The sequence below is a fragment of the Pseudorhodobacter wandonensis genome (genome assembly GCF_001202035.1).
GTDB classification, from domain to species: Bacteria; Pseudomonadota; Alphaproteobacteria; order Rhodobacterales; family Rhodobacteraceae; genus Pseudorhodobacter; species Pseudorhodobacter wandonensis.
This window is the reverse complement of the sequence record NZ_LGHT01000041.1, coordinates 118,486-140,871: the sequence shown is the minus strand read 5'-3', so window position 1 is coordinate 140,871 and position 22,386 is coordinate 118,486. Positions and strand designations below refer to the sequence as shown.

Annotated in this window: 23 protein-coding genes; 8 read left to right on the top strand and 15 right to left on the bottom strand. The window is 61.7% G+C overall.

Going from position 1 to position 22,386, the window contains the following annotated elements; all coding sequences use genetic code 11:
- Positions 1-35: 35 nt before the first annotated feature.
- Together AKU79_RS14080 and AKU79_RS14075 are read right to left on the bottom strand one after the other, a co-directional pair.
- On the bottom strand, positions 36-1,685 hold the full coding sequence (locus AKU79_RS14080) for a thiamine pyrophosphate-binding protein (protein WP_050524215.1): 1,650 nt from the start codon (positions 1,683-1,685) through the stop codon (positions 36-38).
- Between the two features lie 63 nt (positions 1,686-1,748).
- On the bottom strand, positions 1,749-2,789 hold the full coding sequence (locus AKU79_RS14075) for an NAD(P)/FAD-dependent oxidoreductase (protein ID WP_050524214.1): 1,041 nt from the start codon (positions 2,787-2,789) through the stop codon (positions 1,749-1,751).
- Positions 2,790-2,843: 54 nt separating this feature from the next.
- On the opposite strand from AKU79_RS14075, the gene mnmD reads away from it, so the two are divergent.
- From mnmD to AKU79_RS14060, 3 genes are read left to right on the top strand one after another with little or no spacing between them, the layout of a single operon-like run.
- Complete coding sequence (gene mnmD, locus AKU79_RS14070) at positions 2,844-3,521, top strand: tRNA (5-methylaminomethyl-2-thiouridine)(34)-methyltransferase MnmD (protein WP_231580192.1); 678 nt, start codon at positions 2,844-2,846, stop codon at positions 3,519-3,521.
- Positions 3,518-4,414 (top strand): DMT family transporter, encoded by an 897-nt coding sequence (locus AKU79_RS14065; protein ID WP_050524213.1) that lies wholly within the window; start codon positions 3,518-3,520, stop codon positions 4,412-4,414. The genes mnmD and AKU79_RS14065 overlap by 4 nt, the downstream gene beginning before the upstream one ends.
- On the top strand, positions 4,411-5,280 hold the full coding sequence (locus AKU79_RS14060; RefSeq protein ID WP_050524212.1) for a DMT family transporter: 870 nt from the start codon (positions 4,411-4,413) through the stop codon (positions 5,278-5,280). The genes AKU79_RS14065 and AKU79_RS14060 overlap by 4 nt, the downstream gene beginning before the upstream one ends.
- 6 nt (positions 5,281-5,286) lie before the next feature.
- On the opposite strand, the gene AKU79_RS14055 is transcribed toward AKU79_RS14060, so the two are convergent.
- Entirely contained in the window at positions 5,287-5,739 is a 453-nt protein-coding gene (locus AKU79_RS14055; protein WP_050524256.1) for a GNAT family N-acetyltransferase, read from the bottom strand.
- A 228-nt stretch (positions 5,740-5,967) separates the two neighbouring features.
- On the opposite strand from AKU79_RS14055, the gene smc reads away from it, so the two are divergent.
- Positions 5,968-9,423, top strand: a complete 3,456-nt coding sequence (gene smc / locus AKU79_RS14050; protein ID WP_050524211.1) for a chromosome segregation protein SMC — start codon at positions 5,968-5,970, stop codon at positions 9,421-9,423.
- Between the two features lie 293 nt (positions 9,424-9,716).
- Here smc and AKU79_RS14045 read toward each other — a convergent pair whose 3' ends face one another.
- Genes AKU79_RS14045 through AKU79_RS14020 form a run of 6 tightly spaced genes read right to left on the bottom strand, consistent with a single transcriptional unit; the run spans position 9,717 to position 15,280 of the window.
- Positions 9,717-10,262 carry a hypothetical protein gene (locus AKU79_RS14045; RefSeq protein WP_050524210.1) on the bottom strand — a complete coding sequence of 182 codons (546 nt, stop codon included), beginning with the start codon at positions 10,260-10,262 and terminating at the stop codon, positions 9,717-9,719.
- Positions 10,259-11,155 carry a glycosyltransferase family 2 protein gene (locus tag AKU79_RS14040; protein ID WP_050524209.1) on the bottom strand — a complete coding sequence of 299 codons (897 nt, stop codon included), beginning with the start codon at positions 11,153-11,155 and terminating at the stop codon, positions 10,259-10,261. Before AKU79_RS14040 ends, AKU79_RS14045 begins: the two co-directional genes overlap by 4 nt.
- Positions 11,152-12,306, bottom strand: coding sequence for a lytic murein transglycosylase (locus AKU79_RS14035; RefSeq protein ID WP_050524208.1), 1,155 nt, complete (start codon positions 12,304-12,306; stop codon positions 11,152-11,154). The genes AKU79_RS14040 and AKU79_RS14035 overlap by 4 nt, the downstream gene beginning before the upstream one ends.
- Before the next feature lie 2 nt (positions 12,307-12,308).
- Complete coding sequence (locus tag AKU79_RS14030) at positions 12,309-13,382, bottom strand: Gfo/Idh/MocA family protein (protein WP_050524207.1); 1,074 nt, start codon at positions 13,380-13,382, stop codon at positions 12,309-12,311.
- Between the two features lie 48 nt (positions 13,383-13,430).
- Entirely contained in the window at positions 13,431-14,339 is a 909-nt protein-coding gene (gene cbiB, locus AKU79_RS14025; protein WP_050524206.1) for an adenosylcobinamide-phosphate synthase CbiB, read from the bottom strand.
- Entirely contained in the window at positions 14,336-15,280 is a 945-nt protein-coding gene (locus tag AKU79_RS14020) for a threonine-phosphate decarboxylase (protein ID WP_050524205.1), read from the bottom strand. Before AKU79_RS14020 ends, cbiB begins: the two co-directional genes overlap by 4 nt.
- A gap of 154 nt (positions 15,281-15,434) precedes the next feature.
- Between AKU79_RS14020 and AKU79_RS14015 the strand changes: the two genes are divergently transcribed.
- The gene (locus AKU79_RS14015; RefSeq protein WP_050524204.1) at positions 15,435-15,785 is read left to right on the top strand and encodes a hypothetical protein; all 351 of its coding nucleotides are present in this window, start codon (positions 15,435-15,437) and stop codon (positions 15,783-15,785) included.
- Between the two features lie 2 nt (positions 15,786-15,787).
- Here AKU79_RS14015 and AKU79_RS14010 read toward each other — a convergent pair whose 3' ends face one another.
- The 6 genes from AKU79_RS14010 to def (AKU79_RS13985) all read right to left on the bottom strand — a co-directional run bounded on the left by AKU79_RS14010 (position 15,788) and on the right by def (AKU79_RS13985) (position 18,993).
- Positions 15,788-16,027, bottom strand: coding sequence for a GlsB/YeaQ/YmgE family stress response membrane protein (locus AKU79_RS14010; protein WP_050524203.1), 240 nt, complete (start codon positions 16,025-16,027; stop codon positions 15,788-15,790).
- A gap of 58 nt (positions 16,028-16,085) precedes the next feature.
- Positions 16,086-16,454, bottom strand: coding sequence for a hypothetical protein (locus AKU79_RS14005; protein WP_050524202.1), 369 nt, complete (start codon positions 16,452-16,454; stop codon positions 16,086-16,088).
- 110 nt (positions 16,455-16,564) lie between these two features.
- Complete coding sequence (gene fmt / locus AKU79_RS14000; protein ID WP_050524201.1) at positions 16,565-17,458, bottom strand: methionyl-tRNA formyltransferase; 894 nt, start codon at positions 17,456-17,458, stop codon at positions 16,565-16,567.
- Between the two features lie 25 nt (positions 17,459-17,483).
- Entirely contained in the window at positions 17,484-17,981 is a 498-nt protein-coding gene (gene def / locus AKU79_RS13995; protein WP_050524200.1) for a peptide deformylase, read from the bottom strand.
- Positions 17,978-18,472: a peptide deformylase gene (gene def, locus AKU79_RS13990; protein WP_050524199.1), complete on the bottom strand. Its 495-nt coding sequence runs from the start codon at positions 18,470-18,472 to the stop codon at positions 17,978-17,980. The genes def (AKU79_RS13995) and def (AKU79_RS13990) overlap by 4 nt, the downstream gene beginning before the upstream one ends.
- Positions 18,472-18,993, bottom strand: coding sequence for a peptide deformylase (gene def / locus AKU79_RS13985; protein WP_050524198.1), 522 nt, complete (start codon positions 18,991-18,993; stop codon positions 18,472-18,474). The genes def (AKU79_RS13990) and def (AKU79_RS13985) overlap by 1 nt, the downstream gene beginning before the upstream one ends.
- Before the next feature lie 155 nt (positions 18,994-19,148).
- Here def (AKU79_RS13985) and AKU79_RS13980 point away from each other — a divergent pair, with 155 nt between their 5' ends.
- The 3 genes from AKU79_RS13980 (at position 19,149) to aroA (ending at position 22,383) form a co-directional block, all read left to right on the top strand.
- The gene (locus tag AKU79_RS13980) at positions 19,149-20,321 is read left to right on the top strand and encodes a MalY/PatB family protein (protein WP_050524197.1); all 1,173 of its coding nucleotides are present in this window, start codon (positions 19,149-19,151) and stop codon (positions 20,319-20,321) included.
- The gene (locus tag AKU79_RS13975) at positions 20,318-20,854 is read left to right on the top strand and encodes a L,D-transpeptidase family protein (protein ID WP_050524196.1); all 537 of its coding nucleotides are present in this window, start codon (positions 20,318-20,320) and stop codon (positions 20,852-20,854) included. The genes AKU79_RS13980 and AKU79_RS13975 overlap by 4 nt, the downstream gene beginning before the upstream one ends.
- Before the next feature lie 185 nt (positions 20,855-21,039).
- Positions 21,040-22,383 carry a 3-phosphoshikimate 1-carboxyvinyltransferase gene (gene aroA / locus AKU79_RS13970; RefSeq protein ID WP_050524195.1) on the top strand — a complete coding sequence of 448 codons (1,344 nt, stop codon included), beginning with the start codon at positions 21,040-21,042 and terminating at the stop codon, positions 22,381-22,383.
- Positions 22,384-22,386 lie beyond the last annotated feature (3 nt).

Genomic DNA, 22,386 nt, shown 5'->3' with positions numbered 1-22,386 from the left:
GCTGACTTTACACAGTGTAATCAAAGCGCCCCGCGTCAGGATTTCTGGCTGGCTGCGCGTATTTGGCTTAGCGTTTGGCCGGTTGTCAGCATGTCGGGATCCAGCTTCAACTCGATCACTGCAACCGTGCCGCTGGCTTGGGCGCGCCCGAAAGCGGCTGCAAATTCGGCCTGATCGGTCACCGTTTCGCCATGCCCGCCATAGGCGCGTGCCAGTGCCGCAAAGTCGGGGTTGGCAAGATCGGTACCAGAGGTGCGGCCGGGAAAGTGCCGCTCTTGGTGCATCCGAATGGTGCCATAGCGGCCATTATTGGCCACAATCACAATCGGCTTTGCGCCATGCTGCACAGCTGTTGACATCTCGTTGCAAGTCATCTGAAAGCAGCCGTCGCCTGCCATGCAAACCACGGTTCTGTCAGGATGTTGCAGTGACGCCGCCACGGACGCGGGAAAGCCATAGCCCATAGACCCTGAAGTTGGTGCAAGCTGGGTCCCGAACCGCTGAAACCGGTAGTAGCGGTGCAAAAAGGCCGCATAATTGCCCGCGCCATTGGTGATAATGCTGTCATGGCGCAAGTTGCCCGCCAGCCATGCGATTACTTGTTCCAGTTTTACCGCGCCGGGTGTTTCGGTCGGCTGTTGCCATGCCTCATACTCGGCCCGCGCCTGCGTGGTCCATTCGGCCCAACCACCATCCCCCGAGGTGCCCGCCAGCGCCGCCACGACATCGGCCGTCGGCGCCGCAATCGCCAATGCCGGATGAAACACACGGCCCAGCTCATCCGGGTCGGCGTGGATGTGCAGAATGCGCGGGCCGGGGCGGGTCGGGTCCAAAATCTCATAGCCGTTGGTGGCGATATCGCCCAGCCGCGCGCCCAGCACCAATAACAGATCGGCCTGTGCCAATCGTTGCCCCAGCTTGGGGTTCATGCCCACACCCAGATCACCGGCAAAATGCGGATGATCGTTGTTCATGCGATCCTGGCGGCGGAAGGTCACGGCCACGGGCAGGTTCCAACCCTCGGCAAAGCGGGCCAAAGCATCGGCCGTGGCCTGTGACCAACCCGGCCCACCAGCGATCACCAAAGGCCGCTGGGCGGTTTGTAGGGCTGCTGTAATGGCAGCAATCTGCGCGTCACTTACCGCAAGGGGCTGCGGCGCAGGGGCGGGCAGATCGGCCACCTCGGCATGGCTGGACAGCATATCTTCGGGCAGGGCCAACACTACTGGGCCGGGCCGCCCCGAACAGGCCACATGAAACGCGCGGCTGATATACTCGGGCAAGCGTTCGATCTGGTCCACCTCGGCAGCCCATTTCGCCATAGTGCCAAACACCGCGCGGTAATCCATTTCCTGAAACGCCTCGCGGTCGCGGTGGGCGCGGGCAATCTGGCCTACGAAAACCACCATCGGCGTGCTGTCTTGCTTGGCGATGTGAATACCCGCCGACGCGTTCGTGGCCCCTGGCCCGCGGGTCACGAACAACACGCCGGGTTTGCCTGTCATCTTGCCCTGCGCCTCGGCCATCATCGCCGCGCCGCCTTCTTGCCGACAAACGACGTTGGAAATCCCGCTGTCACGCAACCCGTCCAGCGCAGCGAGAAAGCTTTCCCCCGGAACCGAAAACACGCGGGTGACACCTTGGGCCACCAGTTGATCCACCAAAATCTGCCCACCGTGCCGCATTTTTTACCCCCAAATCCGCAATTTGCACAAACATTGCGCTGATGCGGCGTGGGGTTCAAGGGGTCAAAGGCTTCTCTCGACGCGGAATTCCGCAGGCATGGTGTCGCGCCCCTCTAGCACCAGGTCGACCATGCAGGCCGCCACACCGCTGGCCATGCCAAACCCGATCTTGAATCCGCCATTGGCGATGAAATGGCCGGGCCGGTCGGGCCATGCGCCCAGCATCGGGGCACGGCTGCGGCTGCGCGGGCGAATTCCGGCCCAGCGTTCAATCACCGGCGCATCTGTAAGGCAGGGCAGGGCCGCGCGGGCCTTGGCGATCAGCGTATCCAGCTGAGCATCGGTGCTGGTGGCATCCGTCCATTCGCGCTCGGAAGTTGACCCGATGGCGACGGTGCCATCACCATGCCCGATGATATGCAGGCCATCCGTGAAAACTTGGGGCAAGCTTGCGGCGTCAAAGCGGAAACTGGCGGCTTGGCCCTTTACCCCGCCGCCAACGGCGCGGGCGCGGCCCTGCGACAGGTCGAGCAAGCCTGCATAGCCCGTCGCCCAAACCTGCGGGCCGACGGTCTCGGCAGCGCCAATAACCAGCTCGCCGCCTTTTGCCTTTATCGCCGCCAGCAGTGCCGCCCCCGCAGCCCTTGGGTGCAAACGTGCCGTCAGCGTATCATGGATCAGCCATCCGGTGGGGCTGTGCGGCTCCCATTCCGCGCCCGTTGCAGCGATGACCTGCCATTCGGCGCGGCCTTGCCACAGCTCTTTCGCCGTCTCGGCCCGCGCAAGGGCCAACGCCAGACCGCCCTCGTCCATCACGGGTTGCAGGCGGCCTGTGCGGGCATATAGCGGGTCAAGGCCGCCGGTTTCGTGCACTTCGCGCCACCAGCTTTCGGCACCCAGCAAACAGTCCAGTTGAAACGCCTTTTTGCTGTTCCAATTTTCCGGCACATGCGGCGCCAGCGCCCCCACGATCCCGCCGGAAGAGCCAGCCCCCGGATGCGACACCTCGACCACCCGCACCCGTGCACCACGTAACAAGGCGGCCCAGGCAATCGACAGGCCAAAAATTCCCGCACCGTGCACTGTCAGATCTGGCGTTGCCATTCCGCGCCCCTTTGCCCATTGTCGCCCCAAAGCAATCCCATAGGCGATTTCCCCGTGCCCGACCAGAGTAACCCCGAAACCCTGCCGCAACTGGAATGGCGCGACGGCGCTTTGCCGATCTCGACGCAGTTCGACGACCCCTATTTCAGCCTTGCCAACGGGTTGGATGAAACGCGCCATGTGTTCTTGGCAGGCAATGACCTGCCCGCCCGCCTGCGCCCCGGCTTTCACATTGCCGAGCTGGGCTTTGGCACCGGATTGAACTTGCTCGCGACCCTGTTGGCGGTGGGCGATACGCCGATCCGGTTCACCTCGTTTGAGGCATATCCGATGGCCGCCCCCGATATCGCCCGCGCGCTGGAGGCATTCCCCGAGGCAGAAGCAGTGGCAGCCCCGTTTCTTTCCCAATGGGCCACAGGCGCGCGAAAATTTCAGCTTGGCCCCATCGCAGTTGAGGTGATTATCGGCGATGCCCGCGACACACTGCCCGCTTGGCAACACCGCGCCGATGCGTGGTTTCTGGACGGGTTCTCGCCCGCCAAAAACCCCGAGCTGTGGAACGAGGATTTGATGGCCGAAGTTGCCCGCCACACGGCCAAGGGCGGCAGCTTTGCGACTTATACGGCAGCGGGTTTCGTACGCCGAGGCTTGCAAGCCGCCGGATTTACCGTAGAGCGGCGCAAAGGCCATGGCCACAAACGCCATATGGCGACAGGAAAGATGCCAACATGACAGACCAAAACACCCGGCTTGGCATTTTGCTGATGATCGTCACCGTGTTTATTTTCGCGGTGCAAGATGGCTTTGCCCGCTATTTGGCCGCCGGTTACAGCGTGTTTATGGTCATCATGGTGCGCTATTGGTTTTTCGCTATTTTCGTGACCGTGCAGGCGCTGATGAAACCCGGCGGATTGCGCGCCGCTGTGCGCACGCGCCACCCGTGGCTACAACTGGTCCGCTCGGTCATTCTGATCGCCGAGATCTGCGTAATGGTCTATGCCTATACGCGGATCGGCCTGATCAACACCCATGCGATATTTGCGGTTAGCCCTTTGCTGGTGGCAGGGCTTGCCATGCCGATACTGGGTGAAAAAGTCGGCTGGCGGCGCTGGACGGCGATTGTGATCGGCATGGTGGGCGTGGCCGTGCTGCTGCAACCCGATGGCGGCGTGTTTTCCATCGACAGCTTTTTGCCCCTGCTCGGTGCCTTGCTTTTTGCGCTCTACAGCCTGATGACACGGCTGACCACGCGTGACGAGCCTGCGTTTATTTCCTTCTTTTGGTCAGGCATCATCGGTTGCGTATTGATGACAGCAATCGGCTTGCCATACCTGACCGCAATGCCGCTGTTTGATCTGTTCATTCTGGCGGTCTATTCCTTTCTTGCGCTTTTCGGCCATTTTCTTTTGATCCGCAGTTATTCAATGGCCGAGGCTAGTGCCTTGCAGCCCTTTGCCTATTTACAGATCGTTTTCATCACCATCATCGCGATCACGGTGTTTGATGAGGCCCTGCGGATGAACATCGTAATTGGTGGCGGTATCGTTATCCTTGCAGGGCTGTTTACAGTAATCCGCAGCCGTCAGGTCAACCAAGGCAAAGGCCTGCGGGTGGGCCAAAGATGAAGGCGCAAAACACCCGTCTTGGCATTCTGCTGATGGTTGGCGTAACCTTTGTTTTTGCGATGCAAGACGGGATTTCGCGGCATCTGGCGGGCGAGTATAATGTGCTGATGGTGGTGATGATCCGCTATTGGTTCTTTGCTGCCTTTGCCATCTGGTTGGCGCGGCGCAAGGCGGGCAGCCTGCGGGCGGCGGGGGCAACGCGGCACCCGTTCCTGCAACCCTTGCGGGGGGCATTGCTGGCGGTGCAAATCAACGTTCTGGTGCTGGGTTTTGTGAAAATCGGGCTTGTCGGCAATCATGCGATTTTTGCCTGTTACCCGCTTTTGATCGCGGCCCTGTCCGGCCCGATCTTGGGCGAGTTTGTGGGCTGGCGGCGCTGGGCGGCGATTGGCATCGGATTTGTCGGCGTGCTGATAATCTTGCAGCCCGGTTTTGCGGTGTTTTCCCCCGATGCCCTGCTGCCAATTGCGGGGGCGCTGATATTTGCCACCTACGGCCTGCTGACCCGCTATGTCGGTCGCAAAGACACCGCCATCGTTTCGTTCTTTTGGGTTGGCACGGTAGGGGCGGTTATCACGACGCTGTTGGGGGCGACACAGTGGCAACCGATGGTCGCCGCCGATTGGGTCTGGATGCTGCTGCTTTCCATCACCGGCGTTGTTGGCCATTTCATGCTGATCCGCGCCTATGAGGTGGCCGAGGCCTCGGCCATTCAACCTTTTGCCTATCTACAACTGGTCTTTGCCTCGGCATTGGGAATAGCTGTGTTCCATGAGGTGCTGGAACTGCATGTCGCTATTGGCGCAGGCGTCGTTGTTCTGGCAGGGCTGTTCACGCTGTGGCGGGCGCGGCAGGCCCAAGGCTAGGCGGTTTCAGACCTGTTTGGTGAATACCAGCGAGGTCGGCGTGGCAAAACCGGGGTGCGTCGTCGCACCCACCTGCTTGAAACCAAGCGCAAAGAAAATCGCGTGGTTTTCTACCAGCTCGATGCGCGATTGCAGTTCTAGCGCGGGCAGCCCAAGGGCGCGTGCGCGCGCCTCGGCATGGGTGATAAGCATATGTGCATAGCCTTTGCGGCGATAGGCCGGATCTACAGACAATCGGCCCAGATTCAGCGCATGCGGTTTGGGCGTCAGCACCATGCAGGCGCGCGGCGGTTGGCCAATAACCCATACTTCACCCGCATATGTCGCCAGATCTTGCGGTGTGACCTTGTGCAATGAAGATGGCGGGTCAATCCGCCCTTCCATCCCGGCAAATGCCCGCCTGATCAACGCCAGCAGCGCTTCCCAATCATACGGTTCTTTGGGTTGAAATGGGGTCATTCTGGCTTCCTTTGCGTCCGCAACCTTCAGGGCCTTACGCCAGCCGGTCAAGCGATTCTGCGCTTGCTTAAACATGAAAGCTGCCAAAGGGGTGCCAACTATCCCCCTATTGCCAAGATGTTGTGGATAACCTGCCCGATACCCCATAATGCTGGGGGTTAACGGGTTGACACATTCCGTGATGAAACAGACCATCACGCCCTGACCAGAATCACAGGTGCCAACCCTTTGCGTTTCAACCGCCTTCGGCTTAACGGCTTTAAAAGCTTTGTAGACCCCACGGATTTGATTATCCATGAGGGTTTGACAGGCGTGGTTGGTCCGAATGGTTGCGGCAAATCCAACCTGCTTGAGGCATTGCGCTGGGTGATGGGCGAAAACCGCCCCACGGCGATGCGCGGGGGCGGCATGGAAGACGTGATTTTTGCGGGCACCACCAGCCGCCCGGCCCGCAACTTTGCCGAAGTGGTACTGGTCATGGATAACCAGGACCGGCTAGCGCCCTCGGGCTTCAACGATGCCGATCAGATAGAGATCACGCGCCGGATTACCCGCGATGCAGGCTCGGCCTATAAGGCCAACACCCGTGATGTGCGCGCGCGCGACATCCAGATGCTGTTTGCCGACGCCTCGACCGGTGCGCATTCGCCGGCTTTGGTGCGGCAAGGCCAGATTGCCGAACTGATCAACGCCAAGCCCAAGGCGCGGCGCCGCATTCTGGAAGAAGCCGCAGGCATTTCCGGCCTTTACCAGCGCCGCCATGAAGCCGAGCTGCGGCTGACCGCGACCGAAACCAACCTGACCCGTGTAGATGACGTGCTTGAGGCGCTGGCCAGTCAACTAGGCACCCTTGCCCGTCAGGCCCGCCAAGCCGCCCGCTATCGCGAAATCGGCACCGAATTGCGCCGCGCCGAAGGGATGTTGCTGTTCCGCCGCTGGCGCGAGGCGGATATGGCGGTGCATGAGGCCGAATCCTTGCTGCGTGAACGTCTGGTTCAGGCTGGCAAAGCCGAAACGCTGTCGAACGTGGCGCAACAGGCCCGCGCCAAGGCCGAAGAAGCGCTGCCACCCAAGCGCGAGGAAGAGGCAATTGCCGGTGCGGTCTTGCAACGCCTGACCGTCCAGCGCGATACGCTGAACGATTCCGAGGCCCGCGCCTTGCAGATGATCGAAACCCTGCGTGGCCGCATTGACCAGCTGACCCGCGATATGGAGCGCGAAGCGGGTTTGAACCGCGATGCCCAAGACACGATTGAGCGGCTGGAATGGGAGGCCGAGCAATTGGCCCGTGCCGCCGAAGGCCATGACGAAAAGCTGCGTGATGCGGCCGATGCGGCGCGCGAGGCAGGCGCCTTGCTGACCGAGCGCGAAGGCGGCATGTCGGAAATGACCGAAGATGTCGCGCGCCTTGCCGCCCGCCATCAATCGGCGGGGCGCTTGTTGGCCGATACCCAAGGCACAGTTGAAAAGGCCGAAACCCAGGCTACCCGCGCCAAAGAGGCGGCCGCCGAGGCGCTTGAGGCCGAGGCCCGTGCCGCAGAGGGCTATGAGGCCGCCGAGATTGCCCAAGAAGAGGCGCTCGCGCTGGCCGAGGCAACCGAAGAGGCGTTGTTAAGTGCCGAAGAGGCCCGTGCCGATGTGCAAACCCGCGAGGCCGAGGCCCGCGCCATGCGCTCCGAAGCCGAAGGCGAAGCAAATGCTTTGCGTGCCGAAGTGGCGGCCTTGGCGCGGTTGGTCGAGCGCGAATCCGCGGCGGGCAGCCAAGTACTGGACCAGTGTTCGGTTCAGCCGGGGTATGAGGCCGCACTGGGGGCCGCGCTTGCCGATGATCTGCGTGCGCCAGCGGTGCCAGCGGGGGCAGTATCAGGTTGGGCCGCGTTGCCCGATTATGATGCGAAAGCAGCTTTGCCAGACGGGGCGCAGCCGCTTGGCGAATGGGTTCGCGTGCCGGATGTTCTGCGCCGCCGGATTGGCCATATCGGCCTTGTTTCCCGCGCCCAAGGGGCCGCTCTGCAGCCCTTGCTGCGCCCCGGCCAGCGGTTGGTCAGTATCGAGGGCGATCTATGGCGCTGGGACGGGTTTCGCGCGGGGGCCGATGATGCGCCCTCGGCGGCTGCGCTGCGGCTGAAACAGTTGAACCGGCTGGTGCAGCTGAAACGCGACCTCGAAGATATTGCCGCACGGGCCGATGGGGCAAGGCTGGCACATGAGGCGCTGCAAGCGCGGCTCGCCGATCTTGCACGTGCCGATCAGATGGCGCGTGACGCCCGCCGCGCTGCCGATGGGCGCGTGACCGAAGCTAACCGTGCGCTTGCCCGCGCCGAGGCAGACCGTTCTATCGCTGGCGGGAAGCTTGAAGCCGCGCGGCTGGCCGTGAACCGCTATGAAACCGAAGCGACAGATGCCCGCGCAGTGCTGCGCGATGCCCGCGCCGCTGTTGAGGCGCTGCCCGATCTTGATGCGGCACGAACCACTGTTGAGGCGCTGAAAACAGCTGTCGAGGCCGCGCGCATCACAATGATGACGCGGCGCTCGGCGCATGATGAATTGCGCCGCGAGGGCGAGGCGCGGCTGAAACGGCGGCAAGAGGTGATCAAGGAAACCTCGGGCTGGAAGCACCGCTTGGAGACTGCGGAAAAGCGCAACCAAGAGCTGGCGGAACGCAAGTCCGCTGCCGAGGACGAGCTGGTCGACGCGATGGCCGCGCCGGAAGAGATTGCCATCCAGCGCGAAGAGTTGGCGGATGCGATGGAGGCAGCCGAAGCGCGGCGTGCGGCGGCATCCGATGCGCTGGTTCTGGCGGAATCGTCGCTGCGCGAGGCTACCTTGCATGAGCGCGAGGCCGAGCGTTTGGCAGGTGAGGCGCGTGAGGCCCGCGCCCGTACCGAGGCGCGGCATGAGGCGGCGGTTGAGGCACGCGAGGCGGCAGCCTTGCGGATCCGCGAAGAGGCCGAATCTGCGCCCGAGGCACTGTTAGAGACGTTGGATGCCGACCCCGAAAAGATGCCGGGCGTCGAGCATCTGGAAACCGAGGTCGGGCGTTTGAAGCGGCAACGCGAGGCTTTGGGTGCGGTGAACCTGCGGGCCGAAGAAGATGCGAAATCGGTACAGGAAGAGCATGACGCGCTGGCCAAGGAAAAGACCGATCTGGAAGAGGCGATCAAGAAGCTGCGGGCAGGTATTGCCGGCCTGAACCGCGAAGGGCGCGAGCGGCTTTTGACGGCGTTTGAACAGGTGAACAATTCCTTCGGGACGCTGTTCACGCACCTTTTTGGCGGCGGTGAGGCGCGTTTGGTGCTGGTGGAATCGGATGACCCGCTGGAGGCTGGTCTGGAGATCATGTGCCAGCCACCGGGTAAGAAACTGGCGACGCTGAGCCTGCTTTCCGGGGGCGAGCAGACCTTGACCGCGATGGCGCTGATTTTCGCGGTTTTCCTTGCCAATCCGGCACCGATTTGCGTGCTGGATGAGGTGGACGCGCCGCTGGATGATGCCAACGTGACGCGTTTTTGTGACTTGCTGGATGAAATGACGCGGCGGACGGAAACGCGGTTTTTGATCATCACCCACCATGCGGTCACGATGGCCAGAATGGACCGTTTGTTCGGCGTGACGATGGCCGAGCAAGGGGTGAGCCAGTTGGTGAGTGTGGACCTGAAACGGGCCGAGGCGCTGGTGGCCTGAGGCGCGAAATTGCAGGGTTGTCCACGCGCGGTCAATATTGCAATGCTTTGATATTGCTTTGTTTTCGTGATTCAGTTTACCAAAAATTAACCTGCGCGTCCGCAGTTTTGCGGGCGGGTTTGGTCTTGACGCATTGTACATCGGGCGGCGGCGGGATTGGATATTTGGGCCAAAGAGAATGCGGATCTCGGGCCTGAACGGCCAAGTGTTTCAGGTATTTTTGCCAAGATGAAACCGGCGCGGTTCAGGCCTTGTGAAGCCTGAGTTTTGGCGCGGTGGGAGGTTTGGCGCGGTCAGAGTTTGGTTATGGGATCGCCGAGGTGCAGGATGCCGTCTTGCTCGATCGCGCAGAGGATGCCGCGCAGGCGCAGCTGCGGGTGGCCGGGGGCGGTGATCCAGTTTTTGGCGTCGGCTCCGTAGCGGGCTTTCCATTTGACGCAGCCATCGTTGAACAGGTTTGATACGCGCAGCACGGCGCTGCCTGCTTGCAGCAAGGTGCCTGCGGGCAAATTCGCCTCGGATGTATCAAGATCGGCGATGATGGTATCGCCGGGGTGGGGCTCGGCGTCGGTTTCGGCCCAGACGAGGTTGAGGACCCGCAGTGGCAGGATGGACACCTGGATATTCGGGTCGGGGCTGCCATCGGGCAGGCGCAGCCAAGGCTCGGTCAGCCAGCGTTCACCCGGCACGCCTTGGGCGCGGGTCAGGGTAAGATGGTCGGGGAATGTGCGTTGGTTGCGGGCGGGCCGGAAGCACAGCTGTTCGACGCGGCTGTCGGTTTTGGGCGCGGCGTGGATATGCGGCAGGGCGGCCATGAGTTCGGCGGTGCTTGGGGTCATGTGAGGGGCATGTCCTTGATATGTTGGCGCAGGTGTAACGAGGTGCTGATCAGCGCGTCTTCGGCGCGCAGTTTTGCAAGAGTTTCCGGCGTAGCGGTTTGGGTTTCAAGATAGAATTTGTCTATTTCGGCATCACTGGCGGCCAAGAGCCATTGTTGAAGCGCGGGGTTGAACTGATACGCGCCGCGCGTCAGGCGAAATTGCAGGCGGTCACGCCAGCGGGTGGGGTCTTGGGCATGGAAATGCAGCAGGGCGATGTAACGGCTGAAATCACCACCATCGACGCGGGCGCCGGCCCGAAAAGCACCGTGCAGGCGGGGTTCGAATCGCGCGAGACCGGTGCGGAAAAAGCATTTTCCGGCAGAATGGGACAGGACGCCGTTTTCCAGCAGTGGCGCGTAGGGGCCGAATATGCGGTTGCGGGCGGCCGCGTTTTCGGCGCCGTTCAGGGGCGCGCGGAAGTGCTGGGCGGTGAAGATGTCATCGGGCAGCGCGGGGTCATGCAGTGCCTCATACGGGGCCACGCGCAGTATGGGTTGGCTTGTTGGCAAGGCGTCGAGCGTATCGCCGATGTTTGCCATAGGCAGGAGGTATTCATCGACGTCGATATGGGCGACCCACGGCAGGGGTTCGGCGGCATAGATGCGCTGCATGTTGCGGCCCTGACGGTTTTGGTGCCGGTCGGGACGCTTGCCGATATAATCCATCCAATAGCTGTCGCTGCAGCGGATGGTCGTAATTTGCGGGTGGTTGAAGAGGTCGGCCGCGGGGTCATCAGGGTTGTCGAAATGCAGCCAGATATGGGCCGCGCCGATGCCAAGGTGGTAGGCGGCAAAGGCCTGTACCTGCTCGGGCGGGGCCATCACGGTTGTGCAGATACCCCAGTTGGTCATAGTTTTTCCAACAGCTCGGGCGTAGGCCATGCATCGGCGGGCAGGCCAAGGCGAAGCTGCTCTTGACGCACCGCGTCGCGGGTATTGGTGCCAAGGATGCCATCAATGCCGCCGACATCATAGCCGCGCTTTTGCAGTTTTTCTTGTAGGGTTTTGGTATCGTCAAGCGAAAGCTGCGGGTCGGGGTTGCCGGGGTTGAACACAGGCGCGCCGACTAAGCGGTTGGCGAAATAGGCGGCAGTGGTGACGTAGACAAAGCTTTGGTTCCAGTTGAACAGCGTGGAATAATTGGGGTAGGCGATGAAGGCCGGGCCTTTGCGCCCCTCGGGCAGCAGGATAGAGGCGGGCAGGTTGGCAAGGCTGCCGTTGCGCGGTTTGACGCCAAGGGCTGCCCATTCGGGGCCAGTCATTGTGGTGCGCAGGCCGGTTTTTTCCCATGGCAGGGTTTGGGGCAGCGTTACCTCTTGTAACCACGGTTCATTCGCGCGCCAGCCCAGATCGCGCAGCATGGCGGCACCCGACAGGATGGCGTCGGGGACCGAGGTTTTCAGGCTGACTTTGCCATCGCCATCGCCATCCACGCCACGCGTCAGGATGTCATAGGGCAGCATTTGCACCATGCCGATTTCGCCCGCCCAGGCGCCGGTGGTGGTGTTGGGGTCGAACATGCCTTTTTGCCAAAGCTGTGTGGCGGCAAGCAGTTGTGGCTGGAACAGGTCGGGGCGGCGGCAATCATGCGCGAGGGTTGCCAGCGCGTTGGCGGTGTTGAAATCGCCCTGAAAGCTGCCGTAATCGGTTTCAAACGCCCAGAATGCCAGCAGGATGCCCGAGGGGATGCCGTAGTCGGTTTCGGCTTGGTCAAACAGCGCGGCGTATTTTTTCGCATTCGCGCGGCCGTTGTCGATGCGGTTCTGGCTGATCAGGCTGCGGGAAAAATCGGTAAAGGTTTTGCGGAAAACGCCTTGGGCGCGGTCGGCCTTTAGGACCTTTGGGTCTTGTGCGATGTTTTGGAAAAAGCGGTCGGCCTCGGATGGGGTCAGGTTTGTGGCCTCGGCTTTCATGGCGGTGATGAAAGCGGTGAAAGAGCCACCGCAAGGGGCGGCGAGGGCAGGGCTGGCGGTTAGCAAAAGAAGGGCGAGGATGCGGCGCATGGTTATCCTTGGGGCGGGCTAAGGGTGACGGGCTGGCCGGTGCGGGACGAGGTTTCAATAGCCGTGATAAGTTGGTGGGCAGCAAGGGCGGTTTGGCCACTGACCAGCGGGGGGCGGTTATTGCGCAGGGCTGTGGCGAAATCGTCGATCACGGCTTGGTGCCATTCGTGTTTGGCGATTGTCGGGCCGGTATCGGTTGCGGTTCCGGTGATTTGGGCATCGGCGCAGGGGCGGCCATCGCGCCACATCAGGTTAAGGTCGCTGGTGCCGACGCGCAGGGAGGCGTGTTCAAAATGCAGGGTGATGGTTTCGGGACGCTGCGGGAATGACGCGGTGCTGGCGACCAGAGAGCCCACGGCGCCATTGGCAAAGGTAAGGCCCGCGACGGCGAAATCTTCGGCCTCCATCTGGTGAAGCGGCGAGGTGGCGGTCATGGCGCGGACGGTGGTGACGGGGCCCGCAGCGGGGCCAGTCAGGCTGAGCGCCAAGTCGATGGTGTGGATTGCTTGGGTCAGCAGCACGCCGCCGCCATCGCGGGCATAGGTGCCGCGGCCCAGCTCGTCATAATAGGATTGATCGCGCCAGAGCGGGGCCGCGATCTCGACATGGCCGAGTTTGCCCAAGTTGCCGTCGGCGATAAGGCGCGCCGCAGCGAGGGACGGTGCGCGCATGCGGTGCTGAAAGAGAACCCCAAGTGTCACGCCGGCGCGGTTGCAGATATCGACCACCTGTTGCGCCTCATCCAATGTGCGGGCGACCGGTTTTTCCAGCAGGATATGTGTGCCCGATTGGGCGAGCGCCGTGATCAGGTCAATCCGCACGCTGGGCGGGGTGGCGACAATGGCCATCTTGATTGTGGGGTCATCTGTCACTTGCGCCAGATCGGCGGTGAAGAGTGGCGCGGGGCCAGCGTATTGGCTGGCGTAATGCATCGCGCGTTCGGGGCGTTGCGAGACAATGGCGCGCAAGCCAAGCCGGGGGCGGAGCGCGGAAAGTGCGGCAATATGGGTGGGGGCGATCATACCCGCGCCAATCAGGGCAACGCCGATTTCTGCGGTGTTCAGCGGTTTAGCCATTGTTATCCCTTTCCTTTGCGTCTTGCAGATCAGAGATGGCGCCTTGTGTCAAACGCTCGCCAATACGGCCACGGCCAGCAGCATCAGCCCCCATGCCCGCCAAAGCGCCGAGCAGGCAGCGTCGATGGTGTCGGGGGTGGGGCTGCGGTTGCCCTCGGGCCAGACCCAAGGGAAATCTTGCATCTTGCCATCATAGCTGCGCGGGCCCGAGAGTGAGGTGTTGAGGACAACAGCCATCGCGGCCTCGGGCCAGCCTGCGTTGGGCGAGCGGTGCAGCGGCGCGTCGCGCAAGATGGGGGCGGGGTCGAAATTCAAATGACTGATGGCGATTAGCGCGGCGGTGATGCGGGCGGGCACCCAGTTCAGCAGGTCATCAAACCGCGCGGCGGCCCAGCCGAATTGTTCGTATTTCGGGGTGCGATGGCCGATCATGCTGTCGGCGGTATTGGTGATTTTATAGAGCATCAGGCCCGGAAGCCCGAGGATAAGAAACCAGAAAGCCGGGGCGATCACGCCGTCGGACAGGTTTTCAGCGGCGCTTTCAATTGCGGCGCGGGAAATGGCGGGGGCGTCGAGGTTTTTGGTATCGCGGCCCACGATCATCGCCACGGCCCGCCTGCCTGCGGGCAGCGATTGGCGCAGGGAATCGGCCACGGCGCGCACATGATCGACCAGCGATTTTTGCGCCAACAGCATGGCGGCGCAGATGATTTCCAGCAGGCCAAAATCGGGGATCACTGCGATTAGCGTACCAAGCATCCAAGCGCCAAGACCAAGCATGACCATTGCCGCGATACCTTTGTTGCGGCGGTTTTCGCCGCGGTTCAGCGCCTTATCGGCCCAGCCAACGGCACGGCCCATCAGCACGGCGGGGTGGGGGTATTTATCCCACAGCCATTTCGGCTCGCCCAGCGCTGCATCCAGCAGCAGGGCGGGGAGGAGGAGTGCCGCGCTCATGCTGTTGCCATCGCGGTTTGCAGCCGCGCCCATTGGTCGGGCGTGCCGGGCAGGCCAAGGCGGAGCCAGCGTTTGGAATAGGGAAAAACGCGGGTCCAGATATGGGCGCGGGCAAGGCGGGTTTGCAGGGCAGTGGCGTTTTCGATGTCATAAAGGCGGAACAGCGAGGTGCCGCCAACCACGGGCAGGCCCATCAGCGCATCAAGCCGCGCGGCATCTGCGGTAAGGCGGGCGCGGGTGGCATCGGCCCAAGCGTGATCGCGCAGCGCCCGTGTGCCGATTTCGAGCGCGGGGCCAGAAACCGCCCAAGGCCCGATGCTTTGCGCCAGTTTTGCGATCAATGCGGGGTCGCCAATGGCAAAGCCAAGCCGCAGGCCGGCAAGGCCCCAGAACTTGCCGAAACTTTTAAGGATAATCGTGTTGGGGCGGGTGGCATGTGCGATCAGCGTGGCCTGTGGCGTGACGTCACAAAAGCTTTCGTCGATAACTGTCAGTGGGGCGAAATCGCTGGTCTGCCAAAGCCTGCCGTCGGGGTTGTTGGGATGCACGAGGACGCGGGTGTTTGCGCCTTCGTCTGCCGTCCAACCTTGGGCGGCAAAGGCGCGGGCATGTTCGTTATAGGTGGGGGCAGGGATGTGCACGCGGCCTGTAGGCGCAATGGCAGGCATCCGCGCGATCAGCGCGCTTGCACCCGGGGCGGGCAGAATGGCGGCGGTTTGGGGGATGTTCCAAAAGCTGCGCGCGGCCTGTTCAAGGCGGGCAAAGGCGCCTTCATCGGGAAGGGCGTTCCACAGATCGGGGGGCAGGGTGCCCAGCGGATAGGGCGTGGGGTTGATGCCGGTAGACAGGTCAATCCAGCCTGCGCGGCTGCCACCAAACTGCGCCACTGCGGCGTCAATCCCGCCGCCATGATCGGCTTTGTGCTGCGATGTGTTGGCCATGCTGTCCCTTTGGTTTTGATGCCCAGAAACCTGATTTTGCTGCCAAGGGCAACGATGCTTTTATGTTGCACCTTTGTCGGATTGGAAAACTGTCACACTGTTGTCTTGATTTTAACGGATTTTACCGCAGACTGACCATGAGGGAGGACGGAATATGTTGGAATTTCTGCCAGACGATATTCGTGAGGGTCTGAAGGCCGCAAAAAAGCGTGAGGTTGCGCGCAAATCCCGGCTGAGGGTGCAGGTGGGCGAGGCGGTTTTTCCGATTCTGCGTATGTGGGGAAATGGTATCGCGCTGGATGCCGATTTTGCGCCAAAGCTGCGCGGGTTGGTTGATGTTTATGACGGCGCCAACCAGATTTTCCAATGCCTGGTAGTGGCCTCAACGGTCGAGAACGGCGAGCTGATTTGCGAGTTCAAGCGATCGACTGCTGTGTCGGATAAGGCGGCGCTGGATTTCTGGCGGGATGAGAATGCGCCGGTCGCGTATCTGGCCAAGCAATAGGCCTATTTGGATTTGTAGCGCTGCAAAAGCCATAGCAGGAAAACGGCGCCGAGGACGGAGGCGACGAACATTGCGAGCGGGCCGGTAACTGCCAGCAGAATACGCAGGATAACCCAACCGACGACCGCGCCGATGACCCCGATGGCGATGGTTGTTGGTACATCGGCCTGCACTTTCATAAAGCGGGTCGCAAGAAAGCCTGCAGCGGCGCCGATGATGACGATCAAAAGAATCATGGGCATGGCGGCTCCTTTTAGGCGGGTCAGGTGGCAGGGCCAGTTTGGCCCCGCCGGTTACTGATTAATAGCAGTAATTGCTGCCATAGGTGTTGGTCGAGCAAATCGGCATCCGGCGCGAGCCTTCGGCCTCGACATCATCGATCATCCCCAGCATCGCATCATCGCCGGTGGCGGCGGTACGGGCGGCGGCAAAGGCAGCCTCTTTGCTGATCGTTTCGGCGGGCAGGGTGCCCATGTCATCGCCAAGGCCGCTGCGCAGCTTGATACCGGCCAGAATAAGCACGGCGTCATTGCGGGCAGTGCCAGCCGCGATCAGCTTTTCGCTGATGACGATTTGGTCAAGCACGGCGGCGCTTGGGCCTGTATCTTGGGCCAGGGCGGGGGCTGCAATGGCGGTAATAAGGGCGGCAGTCAGCAGAAAAGATTTCATCGTGTTACCTTTGTTTGGTTTCAATAACACGAAGTTAGGGCGCTGGTTGCGGCGCGTCAATTGCTGCGAGACAGGTGACGGGATTTGTCATCCGGGTGGCGCGGGATGCGTTAGCCGAGCGTTGCAGGCAGGGTGAAGCCACGCAGGATTTCGGCGGTATCGGCAGGGCGCTTGCCCTCGCGCTGGGCTTGCAGGATTTCAACCGCACCGGTGCCGCAGGCGATGGTGAAGCCGGTCAGAACCTGACCCGGCGTGCCGTTGCCCGTGGCCAGACGCGAGCGCAGGAGCTTTACACGCTCGCCGCCGATATCGCACCAAGCGCCGGGAAAGGGGGAAAGGCCGCGGATCTGACGGTCGACCTGCTCGGCGGGCTGCGACCAATCGATCCGCGCCTCGGATTTGTCGATCTTGGTGGCGTAGGTGATGCCTTGGTCAGGCTGTGGCGCAGGCGTAAGGGGCAGTTGATCCAATGCCTGAACGATCAGCGCGGCGCCCATCGCGGACAGGCGGTCGTGCAGGTCGGCAGTCGTTTCTTGCGGGCCAATCGGGGTTTCCTGACGCAGCAGAACGGGGCCGGTATCAAGCCCTGCCTCCATCTGCATGATGCAGATGCCGGTTGCCGTGTCGCCCGCCAGAATGGCGCGGTGAATGGGGGCAGCACCACGCCAGCGGGGCAGCAAAGAGGCGTGGATATTCAGGCAGCCGTGGCGCGGGGCATCAAGGATATTTTGTGGCAATATCAATCCGTAAGCGACGACGACGGCGATATCGGCATTTAGGGCGGCAAACTCGGCCGCAGCCTGTTGGTTGCGTAACGATGTGGGGTGGCGGACGGGCAAGCCAAGCGCCTCGGCGCGGGTTTGCACGGGTGAGGCGCGGTCTTTTTTGCCGCGACCGGCGGGGCGGGGCGGTTGGGAATAGACGGCCACGATGTCATGGTGCTGCGCCAGCGCATCCAGCACAGGGACAGAGAAATCGGGGGTTCCCATGAAGATCACGCGCATCGGGGTTTTCCTTTGTGGGTTCAGGTTAGTTGCGCAGCTTTTGTGCCTTTTTCAGCAGCATGTCGCGTTTGACCTTGCTGAGCCTGTCAAAATACATTTTGCCGTTCAGGTGGTCGATCTGATGCTGCACCGAGGTCGCCCAAAGATGCACAAAATCGCGGTCTTCCATTTCGCCTTGTGCGTTCAGAAAACGCACGGTTACCGCACGCGGGCGGGTGATTTTGGCATGGACGCCGGGCAGGTTCGGGCTAGCCTCATCATGGTCGCGCGGTTGGGCCGAGGCGTGGAGGATTTCAGGGTTGGCCATCAGCACAGCGCGGCCCCGTTCGGTTGAGCAATCCACCACGGCGAGGCGCAGCATCACACCGATTTGGGGTGCGCCGAGGCCATAGCCGGGCATCGCCTCCATCGTGTCAACCATATCTTGCCAGATCGCGCGGATGTCATCGGTGATTTCGGTCACGGGCGCGGCGACGGTTTGCAGGCGTTTGTCGGGCCATGGGATGCAGCGGCGGACGGTCATGCGGATACCTCGGGCGGGGCCAGGTTGGGGGGCGGGGCTAGGTTGGGGTAATCGATGCACAGGATGCCATCGAGGTGGTCGCGTTCATGCTGGGCGCAGACGGCGGCAAAATCGTCAAAGAAGCCTTCGCAATGGCGGCCGGCAAGGTCTTGCCACGCCATGCGTATCATTGCGGGGCGGGCAATGCGAACGGGGCGATTGGGGATAGACAGGCAGCCCTCGTCATTTACCGCACTGCCTGAGGCATCTTTGATTTCGGGGTTTATACAGACGAGCGGGCTGGGCCGCCCCTCTTTCCAGCTGGTGTCCATGACGAAAATGCGTTGCATCGCACCGACTTGCGGGCCTGCGAGGCCGCGGCCGGGGGCGGCATACATGGTTTCCAGCATGTCATCGGCCAGCTGTTTCAACGCCGCGTCAAACGTGGTGACGGGGGCGCAGGTTTCGCGCAAGCGGGCATCGGGCAGCAAGAGAACGGGCAGCACAGCCATTAGCCGCGCCGTGCAAGTTCGCGTTTCAGCTTTTCCATTTTGCGGGTGATCATCTGGCGTTTCAGAGGGCCAAGGTAATCAATGAACAGCTTGCCGTTCAGGTGGTCGATTTCATGTTGAACGCAGGTGGCCCAGAGGCCTTCGAACTCTTCCTCGACGGTTTTGCCATCAAGGCCCAGCCATTCAACGCGAACCTTGGCCGGGCGCGTGATCTCGGCATATTGGTCGGGGATGGACAGGCAACCTTCGTCATAGACCGAGGTATCCTCGGACGACCAAGTGACGGTGGGGTTTATAAGCACCATCGGGCGTGGCGATTTTTCGGGGTCTTTGACGCAATCCATTACCAAAAGCCGCGTCATTGCGCCGACCTGTGGCGCCGCAAGGCCGATGCCGGGGGCGTCATACATGGTGGCCAGCATGTCTTCGGCCAGTTGGCCAAGCTCGGGCGTGACCGCGTCCACGGGGGCGCAGTTTTTCTTGAGGCGTGGGTCGGGGTGGATCAGGATGGGGCGTATCATGGGCTTTGGTGTAAGGGATTGGGCAGAGCCGTGCAATCCTGTGCGATGGAAATGCGGGGGGAATTTGTGGCCTGTCCATTGTGTCGGGCACATTGCAGGGCTGGAATGGGGATGCTTGCCGCTTTAGGGTGGGGCAAACGATGCAGGGAATAGCTATGAATTTTGATGAAGAGATCAATCGCGTTGGCACGCATTCGGTAAAATGGGATGCGATGGAAAAGCTCTATGGTGTGTCGCCCGAGGAAGGGATTTCCATGTGGGTGGCCGATATGGATTTCCGGCCGCCGGCCTGTGTACAGCAGGCGTTGGACGGCATGACGGCGCATGGGATTTACGGCTATTTCGGTGATGATTCGGCCTATTTGGGGGCGATCCAGTGGTGGATGAAAAACCGCCACGGCTGGGATGTCGATGCGGGCGCTATTTTCACGACGCATGGTTTGGTGAATGGCACGGGCCTGTGTGTGCAGGCCTTTACCGCGCCGGGGGATGGGGTGGTTTTGATGACGCCTGTGTACCATGCCTTTGCGCGGGTGATCGCGGCTGCAGGGCGGCAGGTGGTCGAGTGCCAATTGCCTGTCGTGGACGGCCGCCATGTGATGGATTTTGATGCTTGGGACCGCCAGATGACAGGGAATGAGCGGATGCTGATTCTGTGTTCGCCGCATAACCCCGGCGGGCAGGTATGGAGTGTTGAGGAGCTGCGCGGCGTGGCGGCATTTGCCAAGCGGCACGATCTGATCGTGGTGTCGGATGAGATTCACCATGATCTGGTTTATCCGGGCGGCAAGCATACTGTGATGCCACTGGCCGCGCCTGAAATCGCCGACCGCTTGGTGATGATGACCGCGACGACCAAGACCTTTAACATCGCGGGCAGCCATATTGGCAATGTGATCATCCATGACACGGCATTGCGGGCCAAATTTGCAGCCGTGATGAACGGTTTGGGAATCTCGCCCAACTCGTTCGGTTTGTTCATGGCGACAGCGGCCTATTCGCCCGTGGGCGCGGAATGGCTGGATGCGTTGCTGGCCTATCTGGCCGAGAACAAGCGGATTTTTGACGAAGGGATCGCCGCGATTCCGGGGCTGAGTTCGATGCCGTTGGAGGCGACCTATCTGGCCTGGGTTGATTTTTCCGGCACCGGTATGACGCGCGATGAATTTACCGCACGGGTGGAAAAAGACGCAAAGATTGCGGCCAATCACGGGCCGAGCTTTGGCAAGGGGGGCGAAACCTATCTGCGGTTCAACATCGCGACGCCACGGGCGCGGATCGTTGAGGCTGTTGCGCGGTTGAAGGCGGCGTTTTCCGACTTGCAGTGAAGCGGCTTGCGGGGGTCTTTTCGGCGCTGGTGCTGATGGCGGTTTTGGCCGCTGTCGCATTGGTAATTGTGATGCGGCCCCCGCCAGTTGTGCCGGTATTGCCGCCGCTGGGCGGGGTGATCGAACGGATCGTTGTGCAAAAAGCGGCGCGGCGCATGATGCTGTATCAGAATGGTGCGGTGGTGCGTGACTACAAAATCGCGCTGGGCTTTGCGCCTTTGGGGGCCAAAGAGCGGCAGGGTGACGGGCGCACGCCCGAAGGTGTTTTTAAGATTGACCGGCGCAATGCGGGCAGTGCCTATCATCTGTCGCTGGGGATTGATTACCCTCGTCCTTTGGATGTTGCGCGGGCGGTGAAGGGGGGCTATTCGGCCGGAGGTGACATCTTTTTCCATGGCCAGCCGAACGGATTGCCCGATGGGGCGACATTGCCCGGTGATTGGACGGCAGGTTGCATGGCATTGACCGATGCCGAGATGCGCGAGATCTGGGATTTTGTGCCGATTGGTACACCTGTAGAGATTTTACCCTGACTGCCTGTGTGGTGCCGTTGTTTTAGGTATTTGGGCCAAGATGAAATCGGGGGGCATTTCGCGATGGTCCAAGGGGTAGTGGTTTTTGCTATAGGGACCGGCAGCCGTGCGGCGCGAGGGTGCAAGCGTTCTGGACGCCCCCGATTGCTTGGGCTATCAAACGGCTGAGTTTGCAGGAGAGTGATATGTCTGGCCACGGCGCAGCCCAAGTGATGACCGCAACCAAATCAGGGCCTTTGAGTGGCCGCGCCGAGGTTCCGGGCGATAAATCGATCAGCCATCGCGCGCTGATTTTTGGCGCTATGGCGGTGGGGGAGACCAAAATCACCGGTTTGCTGGAAGGGCAGGACGTGCTGGATACGGCAAGCGCCATGCGGGCCTTTGGGGCCGAGGTGGTGCAGCATGGACCCGGCGCGTGGTCGGTGCATGGCGTGGGTGTTGGCGGGTTTAAAGAGCCGGAAGCGGTGATTGATTGCGGCAACTCGGGCACCGGTGTGCGGTTGATCATGGGCTGTATGGCGACCACGGCGATGACGGCGACCTTTACCGGCGATGCGTCTTTGCGCAAGCGGCCGATGGGGCGGGTGACGGACCCGCTGGCGCTGTTTGGGGCGCAGGCGTTTGGCCGCAAAGGCGGGCGTTTGCCGATGACCGTGGTGGGTGCGGCGAACCCTGTGCCGGTGCGCTATGTTTTGCCGGTGGCCTCGGCGCAGGTGAAATCGGCGGTGTTGTTGGCGGGGTTGAATGTGCCCGGGCAGACTGTCGTTGTTGAACCGGAGGCGACGCGCGACCATACCGAGCGGATGCTGGTGGGTTTTGGGGCCGAGTTGGTGGTTGAAAAAACCGCCGAGGGCAATGTGATTACCCTGACCGGCCAGCCCGAGTTGCGGCCGCAGGTGGTGGCGGTGCCGCGTGACCCTTCGTCTGCTGCGTTTCCGGTTTGTGCGGCGCTGATCGTCGAAGGGTCGGATATTTTTGTGCCCGGCGTTTCCCAGAACCTGACGCGCAACGGGATTTACATCACGCTGGTCGAAATGGGGGCCGATATTACATTTGAGAACCCGCGTGAGGAAGGCGGCGAGCCTGTGGCCGACTTGCGGGTCAAGTTTTCGGCGTTGCGCGGCATTGAGGTGCCGCCCGAACGTGCGCCCTCGATGATTGATGAATACCCTGTTTTGTCGGTTGTGGCGGCGAATGCCACGGGCAAAACCGTGATGCGTGGCATTAAGGAATTGCGGGTCAAGGAATCCGACCGGATTGATGCGATGGCACGCGGGCTTGAGGCTTGTGGTGTGACAGTCGAGGAAGACGAGGACACGCTGATCGTGCATGGCATGGGCGCGGGCAATGTGCCTGGTGGGGCGACTTGTGCGACCCATATCGACCACCGGATCGCGATGTCGTTTCTGGTGGCGGGCATGGCCAGCAAGGCGCCGATCTCGGTTGATGATGCCAGCCCGATTGCCACGTCTTTCCCTTTGTTCGAAGGGTTGATGACGGGCTTGGGCGCGCAATTGGCAAAGGGCTGAGGT